This window comes from Botryobacter ruber (assembly GCF_003347595.2).
In the GTDB taxonomy this organism is placed as follows: Bacteria; Bacteroidota; Bacteroidia; order Cytophagales; family Hymenobacteraceae; genus Pontibacter; species Pontibacter ruber_A.
This window is the reverse complement of the sequence record NZ_QCZK02000037.1, coordinates 252,621-263,290: the sequence shown is the minus strand read 5'-3', so window position 1 is coordinate 263,290 and position 10,670 is coordinate 252,621. Positions and strand designations below refer to the sequence as shown.

The 10,670-nt window shown below is 51.5% G+C and carries 7 protein-coding genes; 6 read left to right on the top strand and 1 reads right to left on the bottom strand.

Features of this window, described 5'->3' with window-relative positions; genetic code table 11:
• Positions 1 to 279 precede the first annotated feature (279 nt).
• Positions 280 to 2,709: a TonB-dependent receptor gene (locus DCW36_RS11720; RefSeq protein ID WP_114778808.1), complete on the bottom strand. Its 2,430-nt coding sequence runs from the start codon at positions 2,707 to 2,709 to the stop codon at positions 280 to 282.
• Between the two features lie 335 nt (positions 2,710 to 3,044).
• Between DCW36_RS11720 and DCW36_RS11715 the strand changes: the two genes are divergently transcribed.
• The 6 genes from DCW36_RS11715 (at position 3,045) to DCW36_RS11690 (ending at position 10,285) form a co-directional block, all read left to right on the top strand.
• Positions 3,045 to 3,506 carry a hypothetical protein gene (locus DCW36_RS11715; RefSeq protein WP_125185173.1) on the top strand — a complete coding sequence of 154 codons (462 nt, stop codon included), beginning with the start codon at positions 3,045 to 3,047 and terminating at the stop codon, positions 3,504 to 3,506.
• Between the two features lie 467 nt (positions 3,507 to 3,973).
• A complete protein-coding gene (gene dnaK, locus DCW36_RS11710; protein ID WP_114778804.1) occupies positions 3,974 to 5,920 on the top strand; it encodes a molecular chaperone DnaK in 1,947 nt (648 codons plus the stop codon).
• A 570-nt stretch (positions 5,921 to 6,490) separates the two neighbouring features.
• A complete protein-coding gene (locus DCW36_RS11705) occupies positions 6,491 to 7,855 on the top strand; it encodes a S8 family serine peptidase (RefSeq protein WP_240676145.1) in 1,365 nt (454 codons plus the stop codon).
• A gap of 150 nt (positions 7,856 to 8,005) precedes the next feature.
• Positions 8,006 to 8,419, top strand: a complete 414-nt coding sequence (locus tag DCW36_RS11700; protein WP_114778802.1) for a rhodanese-like domain-containing protein — start codon at positions 8,006 to 8,008, stop codon at positions 8,417 to 8,419.
• A 210-nt stretch (positions 8,420 to 8,629) separates the two neighbouring features.
• Complete coding sequence (locus DCW36_RS11695; protein WP_114778840.1) at positions 8,630 to 8,905, top strand: hypothetical protein; 276 nt, start codon at positions 8,630 to 8,632, stop codon at positions 8,903 to 8,905.
• 159 nt (positions 8,906 to 9,064) lie between these two features.
• Positions 9,065 to 10,285: an exonuclease SbcCD subunit D C-terminal domain-containing protein gene (locus tag DCW36_RS11690; protein ID WP_114778800.1), complete on the top strand. Its 1,221-nt coding sequence runs from the start codon at positions 9,065 to 9,067 to the stop codon at positions 10,283 to 10,285.
• The last annotated feature ends 385 nt before the right edge of the window (positions 10,286 to 10,670 follow it).

Below are 10,670 nucleotides of genomic sequence, written 5' to 3'. Positions count from 1 at the left end.
ATACAGGAAGGAGATTCCTTGTGGTCCATATCACCAAGTGTATGTAGATTCCCTATAGTTACCTTCCTGCATCTGTCTTTTAAAAGTATATAAAATTTGTACTGTATACGCTTGTGGTAAAGGTATGAGATCCCTCCGGGATGACAGGAGGGAGAAATATTTATGTGGAAGCGAATAAAAACTATTTGGTATTAAACATTTACACCTGTTTAGAAACGTTTAAGTAACGGCTGAAAGAAATGCTGTTCCGGAGCAACAGGAGAAGATGCAGGTAGCCTCCTAAATTTTCGCCCGTAGCGTAAGCACAAAATTTCTGCCGGGGGCGCTGATGCCGGAGGCGAAGACGCGGTAGTAGCGGTCGGTGATGTTTTCGAGGGCGGCCTGCAGCTGAAGGTGTGGTGAGAGCTGGTAAGCCGTTCGCAGGTTAAAGGTGTGCCAGCCGGGCATACCGGACGGGGTGGCATACTGCAGGTTGTCTTCGCCCGAGGCGCTGTAGTCGCTTAGGTGTTTCGGCCCGTTGTAGAGTGCATACAATTCTGCACGTAATTTCTTTAGCTGTAGCGTCAGGCTTGTTTTACCGTAGAGCGGCGGAATGTGGTCGAGCGGTACATCGCCGGTTGCTTCCTTCACCCGTCCATAAGTATAGTTCAACGTCGAAGTCAGGGCTAAGGCATTGCTGAGGTCGGCGGCGAGGCTGGCGTTATAGCCATAGAGAAAAGCGCTGCCGGCATTTACATGGGCCATCACCTGGCTGGGCTGCCCGTCGTACAGCACCGTCTCCTGCCCGTTCAACGCAAAAGGCCGCACCACCAGCGCATCGCGGTACCAGGTGTAGTAGCCGGTAGCCTCCAGGTGTACCCGGTCCAGGAAGCTTTTCGAAACGCTCAGCTCCAGAGTATAGGTGTACTCCGGCGCCAGCTCCGGGTTCGGAACAATTACGTTACCCGGCGACGAATCAAAAACTTTGCCCAGGTCATCCACACTGGGCGCCCGGAAACCGGAAGCACCCAATACCGCCAGGCGCCAGTTATGCCCTGGCAGCAGCACAGCACCTACGCTCCCGGTCAGGGCGCCGTTGCGCTGCCTAACCGCATCCTGCAAGAACGGGAAAAACTGCTTGTCACGGAAACGGGCATTTAACCCCACCCAACTGTAGCGCAGCCCCTGCGTGAGCACCAGGGAAGGCCTTGCCTGCCAGGAGTTTGTTACAAAAGCAGCAGCACTCTGCATGGAAGACCCGCCATCGGGGTAGCGCGTAGAAATGGCACGCCGCACTCCCGTAACCATATTTTCTGCAAAAGCCGCTGACTGCACGTTGTTATAGATCGCCTCCAGGCCATAGCTCAGGCGGTGCTGCGCCAGCTGCTTGCTGAAATCGGCACTGAGGCTGTACACGTCCACATCTTCGGTACGATGGGCCAGGCTGTTGCTTCCGAAGCCCCGGTTATGCCGGCTTTCTTCCAGTTGCTGATAGGCCAGCACCACCCGTGCCGCGTCGTACAGGGTGGTGGTGTCGGTATGGGTGAGGGTGTAAGCCGCCAGCAGGCGCTCCTGCGGACCATAATACCATTGCGCATGTTTCAGCTTTCCGTTAGAACCTGTTTCCGTCAGGCGGTCGTAACGCGGAATGTCGGAACTGGTTGAATACTGCAGGTTAAGCCCGTGGCTCAGGTTGTCGGAAGCTTTGAACAGCACTTTCTGCAGCAGGTCGTACTGCGTGTAGCCGGTAGGGCGTTGAACAGCGCTGTCTTCATTCAGCAGCATGGTGTCGCGGTTGCCGATGCGGGCGGCATAGTAGTTCCGGATGCCCAGCTCCCCATACTTCGCCGGTCGGTTCTCTCCCTGCCGCAGATCACCCAGGTCGGTCCGGGTAAAACCGGTCAGCAGTCCCCATTTCCGGCGGCCATAATTGAACTGCGCATGCACTGTTTTTTCGGAGGCGGCGGTACCGTAGCGGGCATAGGCGCCGGCTCTGAAGTTTGACCTGTGGCTGCTGTCGGCAAGCTGCGGCTGCAGTGTCCGGAAGTGCAGCACACCGCCCAGGGCATCGCTGCCGTAAATAACCGAACCGGGGCCCTGCACAATTTCAACCCGCTCCAGCATGCTGTTGTCGAGTGTAATCACATTCTGCAGGTGGCCGCCCCGGTAAATGGCGTTGTTCATGCGCACCCCATCCACCACCAGCAGCACCTTGTTCGCCTCAAAACCCCGCACCACCGGGCTGCCCCCGCCCAGCTGGCTTTTCTGCACCAGCACCTCCCCTGTCTGCTGCAACAGGTCGGCCGTGGTAGGCTGACTCATAAAACCGATTTCCTTTGCCTTCAGCACCGTTACCTGCTGCGGTACCAGCTGCCGCTGCTGCGTAAACTTTCCTGCCGTTACCACCACTTCCTCTATCGACTGGCTGCGTTGCGCCAACCCGACCTGGTACTGCTGCGCCTTGAGCCAGGCCAGCGAAACCGACCGCTGCTGGTATCCTACAAAAGAAAACCGGACAGAATCGGTGGAAGCACCCAGTACCGCCAGGTCCGCCTTCCCGTTTTCATCCGTATAAATTCCTTTCCCTTCCCGGAGTGCCGCTACCGTTACGCCTGCCAATGGTTGCCAGGTAGTCTTATCGAGCACCGTTACCGTTTGAGCGGCCCCCGAAAAGGCGACGTGTAAAAGAAAAAAAATAATCAGGTACGTTAGCCTTGATAGTTTAAACATAGATTTTGTTTAAAAAAAATCCCTGGTCCAGGTGCAACTAAAACAGTTCCTCTTTTGAGGAGCTAAGGCTGTGGTGGCAGCTGCAGAACACTTTTTCCTACAAGATGTGCTGCTGAAGCGTATAAAAATCGCCTTACGGAACATCCAGGCAAAGAATTGAACCACCCGCAAAGCCGGTTACAGGGTAAACTACCCTTAAAAAACTCTGCTGCAGCTGCCACCATAGCCGCTGCTCCTGTATTAAAGCGTTAAAAGCTGCTTGCTGCTTGCAACCTTTACGCAAGTTGCGGCATCCTGTTAGTAGTTGAACCCCTAACTTATAACAAAATATGACAATGCTCAAATACCTCCACCCGCTGCTCCTGCTGCTGCTCTTCTGGCAATGCCAGAACGATAACATGCTTGCTTCCCCGGAAACAGACACCAAAAGTATCACCGGCAAACAGGAATTCTCGCTGCAGGTCGGGGAACAGGTCCAGGTTGCCGGCACACCTGATAAGCTGCAGCTAAAACTACAGAACCTGAACGACTCCCGCTGCCCTGCCAATGCCAACTGCGTGCACTATGGCAGCGCCACGGTTTTACTGCTCGCTACCGACAGCAACGGGAAAACTGAAAACATCGAACTCTGCATCGGCAGTTGTGGCAGCGGCCCCCTCCGTTCCACCCACACCGTCACCACCCTTTCAGGCAACACCACCTACAGCATCACCTTAAAAGAAGTACAACCTTACCCGGGACTTGAGCAGAAAGGCGATGTAAAGAAGGCGATCCTGGTGGTGGAAGAAGCTTCCTGATCGAGCAGCCATAACACTCCCTCCTGCTTTACCAATGCCGTCCACTTAAGAGTAACATGGCGCGAGCGTCCTCGCTCGTGCCGACTATTTTGCGGCCTCTGGCCGCCGTGAACCACGAACAGACCATTTACGGCGGCCAGAGGCCGCGGAATAGTAGAAACGGGCGAGGACGCTCGCGCTATAAAAATTTTAAAGTTGACGGCGTTGGCCATAGCACTCCCTCCTGTTTCCCTGCCACACACAATCAATCCGCTCCCATCTACTGTACCCTTGCTTTCCTGCCACGGAAATTTTGGCGCAACCCGCGCTTTTCATTCCGGGTAAACAAGACAAAAAAGTGAAGCCCCGGTTTATATGTGACATAATGACATAAATAACACCAGTATCCGGGCTTGGCACATGCCTTGTTAATAATCAGGAAAAGTAAAATTATTCAGGAAACTATACTTAAATAATAAAACTATAGAATGGGAAAGATAATAGGTATTGACTTGGGTACAACCAACTCCTGCGTTGCCGTAATGGAAGGTAACGAGCCGGTTGTAATCCCAAACAGCGAAGGCCGCCGCACAACGCCGTCTATCGTAGCTTTTCTCGATAACGGAAACGGTGAGCGTAAAGTAGGTGACCCTGCCAAACGTCAGGCGATCACCAACCCAAAAAACACGATTGCTTCTATCAAGCGTTTCATGGGCCGTCACTTCTCCGAAGTTCGCGAGGAGTCGAAGCACGTATCTTACGATGTGGAGCAGGGCTCAAACGACACGGTTCGCGTGAAAATCGGTGACCGGCAGTACACGCCACAGGAAATTTCGGCTATGGTGCTTCAGAAAATGAAAGCTACTGCAGAAGATTACCTGGGCACTACTGTAACGGAAGCGGTTATTACCGTACCTGCTTACTTTAACGATGCACAACGCCAGGCTACAAAAGAAGCCGGTCAGATTGCAGGCCTTGAGGTAAAGCGTATCATCAACGAGCCAACTGCCGCTGCACTGGCGTACGGGCTGGATAAAAAGCACAAAGACCAAAAAATTGCCGTGTTCGACTTAGGTGGTGGTACGTTCGATATTTCCATCCTCGAACTGGGCGATGGCGTATTCGAAGTACTTTCAACCAACGGCGACACGCACCTGGGTGGCGACGACTTTGACCAGGTGATCATTACCTGGCTGGCCGAAGAATTCAAGAAAGACGAAGGCATTGACCTGCGCCAGGACCCAATGGCCCTGCAGCGTCTGAAAGAAGCAGCCGAGAAAGCGAAAATCGAGCTTTCCAGCTCAAACGAAACTGAAATCAACCTGCCGTACATCATGCCGGTGAACGGAATTCCGAAACACTTAGTACGTAAATTATCTCGTTCTAAGTTCGAGCAGCTTGCCGACGACCTGATCCGCCGCTCCATGGAGCCATGCCGTCAGGCGCTGAAAGATGCCGGTTTATCTACTTCCGATATCGACGAAGTGATCCTGGTAGGTGGTTCTACCCGTATCCCGAAAGTACAGGAAGAAGTAGAGAAATTCTTCGGCAAAAAACCTTCTAAAGGTGTAAACCCGGATGAGGTGGTAGCCATCGGTGCTGCTATCCAGGGTGGTGTACTGACAGGTGAAGTAAAAGACGTACTCCTGCTCGACGTAACACCGCTTTCACTGGGTATCGAAACCATGGGTGGTGTAATGACGAAACTGATCGAGTCGAACACAACCATCCCGACGAAGAAGTCAGAGACCTTCTCGACGGCATCGGATAACCAGCCGTCTGTGGAGATCCACGTACTGCAGGGTGAGCGCCCCATGGCCCGCGACAACCGCACCATCGGCCGCTTCCACCTGGATGGTATTCCACCGGCACCACGTGGTGTTCCGCAAATCGAAGTTATTTTCGACATCGACGCCAACGGTATCCTGCATGTAACAGCCAAGGACAAAGCAACCGGTAAGGAGCAGAAAATCCGTATCGAAGCTTCTTCCGGCTTAAGCGAGCAGGAAATAGAGAAAATGCGTCAGGAGGCAGAGGCAAACGCTGAGGCTGACAAAAAGGCGAAGGAAGAGATCGAAAAGCTCAATGCGGCCGACTCTATGATCTTCCAGACCGAAAAGCAGCTGAAAGAATACGGCGACAAACTGTCGGACGGCAACAAGTCTAACATCGAGAGCGCCCTTGGCCAGCTGAAAACAGCACACGGCGCGAAAGATGTTGCCGGTATCGATGCAGCTATCGAAAGCCTGAACAATGCCTGGAGCGCAGCTTCTCAGGAAATGTATGCGGCTACACAAGGCCAGCCCGGCGGTGCCCCGGGCGCTGACTTCGGTGGCGCAGCAGGTGGTCCTGCCGGAAACGGCCAGGGTGGCGCAGCTGCCGGCGATGGCGGTGTAACCGATGTCGACTACGAAGAAGTAGATGGCAACAAATAATTCGTAAATAACTTACTCATAACTCACAGATAGCCTCCGCTGACATCAGCGGAGGCTATTTTATTTTACCCCCCGCCCTGGTCCTTCTCCTCTTTTGCTTCCTCTTTGTCATAGCTTCCTTCCCGGGCAAAAGTTCTGCTGCCCCTGCCACCACAGCCGCTGCTCCTGAAAAAAAGATGTACTGCAACAGTTTTTAACCGGGAGCAGATAACACCTGTAAGTCACCGGGAGCAGCAAAATAGTAAAAAAACACACCTCTTCCCTTCCTTAATTTTCTCTGAATTTGAACTTTAACCACGAAATGCGTCCTACCTATCATAAATCTAAAAACAATATATACGTCCTTCAAAGGCATATTTTCATTCAAAAACTCACTATATACGAATAAATATATTCTCTAATTTTCGCACATCCCTGGAATTGATTTAGGATATTTTCTTTAGCGTTTCTAAAATTAAAATGAACTAAAGTTGTGCTGAGAATGGTTTGATAACTGACTGACGGGAAAAACATCGTCAGGAAAAGAAATAGCTTTTTACAATAAAGAAGTTTTCAACTTAACCAAATACTATGAAGAAGTTCACATTCGGAAAAGCACTCTCTCTTACCGCCCTTGCCTCTGCTATGGTACTGTCAAGCTGCCAGAAAGAAGAAATGATGGAGCAACAGTTTGCTTCCCCTTCCGAGGCACAGCAGACATCAGAAACCAGCCAGGCCATTGAAGGACAATACATTGTGGTATTCAAGGACGGAACCACGGGAACAAGTTCTGCAGGAGGCGCCTTAGCTTCGGCTTCTGTTCGCCAGGCAGTACTGGCACAGTCTGGCATCCAGGCTACCGCCGTGAAAGAAACGTTCCAGGGAGCTGTGAAAGGTTTTGCCGCCAAACTTTCTTCCGACCAGCTGAAAGAGCTGCGCAATAACCCGGAAGTGGCTTACATAGAGCAGGACAAAATTATCTCTTTAGGTAAAAATAACAACAACGGTAAAGGCAAACCTTCCGGTACAAGTACAACTACCGAAACAAGTACCAGCACAACCACTGATACCAATACAAGTACTACTACTACCGAGCCGACTACCACTACGACCACAACTACCACCACGTCGCCTACTACTACCACGACCACAACTACCTCGTCTGGTACGGTAGCCGCTATCACGCCTCTTTCCGGAGAGCTGGTGCCCTGGAACATCCAGAAAGTAGGTTACGGCGACGGACGCGGTAAGACCGTCTGGATCATCGATTCTGGCGTGGATACCGACCACCCGGACCTGACCGTGGACCTGTCGAAAAGCAAGTCTTTTGTGAGCGGCACTACATCGGTAGAAGATGGCTATGGCCACGGAACAACCGTAGCCGGTATCATTGCAGCCAAGAACAACGGTTCTGGTATGATTGGCGTGGCCTCTGGCGCCACCATCGTAGCCCTGCGCGTGTTTGATAATGCCGGAGCCGGTACGCTTTCAAGTGCGATCTCTGCCGTGAGCCACGTGAACTCTTATGCTAAAGCTGGTGATGTAGTGAACATGAGCATCGGTAGCGGTATCTCTTCTACACTGGATTACCTGGTGAAGAGTGCAGCTTCTAAAGGAATAAAGTTTGCCATTGCAGCCGGTAACAGCGGCGTGGATTGTGCCTCTACTTCTCCTGCACGTGTAGATGCTGCTGGTGTATACACTGTATCAGCCATGGACAGCTATGCCCGCCTGTGGGACCGGTCTAACTATGGTTTAGCAGTAGACTTTGCCGCCCCTGGTGTGAACGTAACGACGACTACAAAAGGTGGTTCTATCGGAGGCGGTGCGTACGGTACTTCTTTTGCCGCACCACACGTAGCTGGTATCCTGCTGCTGAAAGGCACTGTATCCGGCAAAGGAACGATCACCGGCGATAAAGATTCTAAAGCCGATCCGATCGCTTCACTTAACTAAGAACAATTCCATAGTTTGAATAATAGAGACAGCAGAGGCCTCCGGTTGGGGGCCTTTGCTGTTTTAAGCGTTTTTCTAAAGCCCTAAAGCCGGAGATTTTCGTATAGCTTATAGCTTTTACAATCATGTTTAATTGGTTAACTTACGACTATGAAAATTTTGATTGCCACTTTAGCGGTTATTTTGCTAACCTGTAACGAGCCCGTACAGGATAACAGCATTAATAAAAGGATTACAGCCACAGAATACAAAGAAGAACATGACAACACGAAAGATGCTGTGCTGGTTGATGTGCGCACTCCTGCTGAGTTTAAAGAAGGACACCTCCGGGAAGCCCTGAACTCGGACTACCTGAACGGACAGTTTCAGGAAGACATGCAGCACTGGGATAAATCCAAAACCTATTACCTCTACTGCGCCTCCGGCAACCGCAGCGGAAAAGCAGCTAAACTTATGGAAGAAGCCGGTTTTAAAACCATTTACAACATTGGCGGATACGAAGATCTGAAGGCTGCCGGCCTGCCGGTAACCGCTAAAAACCAGAAGCAAAACCAGGAGCAGTAAGCTACTGAAAGCATAACAGGCCTTGCTTCAGCAGTTCGCTGCATCCGCCTCCTGTACACGTCATGCTTATCAACCATAAACGCCTGATTAACAGAATTATAAATTTAAACCCCGGAAATCTTCCGATGTCTTAACGCAAATTTTGTAAACATTCAATAATGCAATCCCGTTTGCATAGAAATGTCACACAAATTTCAACAAAATAAAATTATGGCAACAGAAGATTTAAAAGCAAAAGCAGACAACTTTAATCCGCAGAAGAAAGAAGGCCCCGTAGCCAGAACCATTGAAGAATATACCTCACGGTTACCTTCCGATGTTTTCCTATGGGCAGCCATAGGCTCCATGGCAGTATCGGCCACCCTGAAAATCATGAAAAAAGATGAGGAGGCCTTATTTGTAGGGCAGTGGCCTGCACCTTTCCTGCTGCTGGGAATTTATAATAAAATAGTAAAAGTGGAAGGAAAAGATAAGTACAGCGATTAGGCTGTAAATCTGCTTCCCTGTAAAAGCGGCTGCCTGTTTTATGCGGGCAGCCGCTTTTTTTCTGCCCTGTCCGGGCGTTTGCTAAAAAGTACCGCTTACTCTTGTAGTATAGCTATCTTTTAATGTATCTTAGAACGGTATTGGAGAAAGAAGAAAGCTATGCGCGTATTACACACATCCGACTGGCACCTGGGCCAGCGCCTCGTTAACCTCGAACGCACCGAAGAACACCAGCAGTTCCTGGCCTGGCTGCTTCAGACCATTGAAGAGGAGCAGGTAGAGGTACTGCTGATGGCCGGCGATGTGTTCGACACCGGCACCCCTTCCAACACCGCCCTGAAACTCTACTACGACTTCCTGACCAAAGTCTGCGCCACCTGCTGCCGCCACATCATTTTCACAGGCGGCAACCACGACTCCGTTTCTACCTTAAATGCGCCCAAAGAGCTGCTTGAGTGCTTCAGCATCCGGGTAATCGGCGGCGCCACGCCCGACCCGCTCGACGAGCTGATCGAGCTGAAAGACAAGCAGGGGAACCTGGAGCTGGTGGTATGTGCCGTGCCTTTCCTCCGCGACCGCGACGTGCGTTTATCTGTGCCCGGCGAAACCTACGAAGAACGGGAAGCCAGAATAAAACAGGGCATTGCTGCGCACTACGAAGCTTTTGTACCGCACCTGCAGCCTTACAAGCAGCAGCGTATTCCGGTAATAGCCATGGGCCACCTGTTCGCTGCCGGTGGTTCAGCCTCCGAAAGTGAGCGCGAGATTCATGTGGGCAACCTCGGCCAGATCGGCGCCGACCAGTTTCCGAAGGAGTTCGACTATGTGGCACTAGGCCACCTGCACCGCCCGCAGCAGGTAAACGGCACCCACCACATCCGCTACTCCGGCTCCCCGATTCCGCTCAGCTTCAGCGAGGTAACCGATAAGAAAGTGGTGTACATCCTCGATTTTGAAGCCGGAAAGCTGGCGGACCTGCGCCCGCTGGATATTCCCTGCACCCGCAAACTGGTACGCTTTAAAGGCCCATTGGAAAAAGTAAAACAGCAAATCGCCGTCTACGACAACAGCGCCTATTCCCTGACCGCCTGGGCCGAAATACAGGTGGAGCTCGACACGCCCCTCCCTGACCTGAACCAGCAACTGGAGGCTGTCCTGCAACTAAAACCCGAGCTGCAGCTCCTCATCCACCGCCCGCCCCTCCTCAAAACCGAGCGGCAGGCACTGGACAAACAAGTCCCGGAAGCCGACCTGCAGACCCTGCGCGAGCAGGACGTTTTCCTGAAACGCTGCGAAAGCCAATACCCCGGCGCCGACCACAACGAACTGGTAGCAACATTCGCCGAACTGCTGGAATTGATGAATGAGGTAGAAAGGTAGAGAGTTTGGGAGTTAGAGAGTTTGGGAGTTAGAGAGTTTGGGAGGTAAAGATGTAAAGAGGTAGAGAGGTAGAGAGGTAGAGAGGTAGAGAGGTAGAAATTTTGGAATTTTTGTAGGGGTTGAAGATTTTCAACCCTGTACCAGAAAGGCAGAAAGGTTGGAGAGCTGGCTGTAGAGACGCGGTGCCCGCGTCTCCTGCACGAACCACAGACAAACCCAATCCTGAAAATCCTAAAATTCTGTAAATCCTGATTCAGACAAGTAATCCTGTTAATCCATTAATCTGCTTAATCCTGTTCAAGACAAAAAAATCACAAACGAAAAACCTATCTGCACCTGCCACCACAGCCACTGCTGCTCATTAACCAAAAATTCAGCACATTAA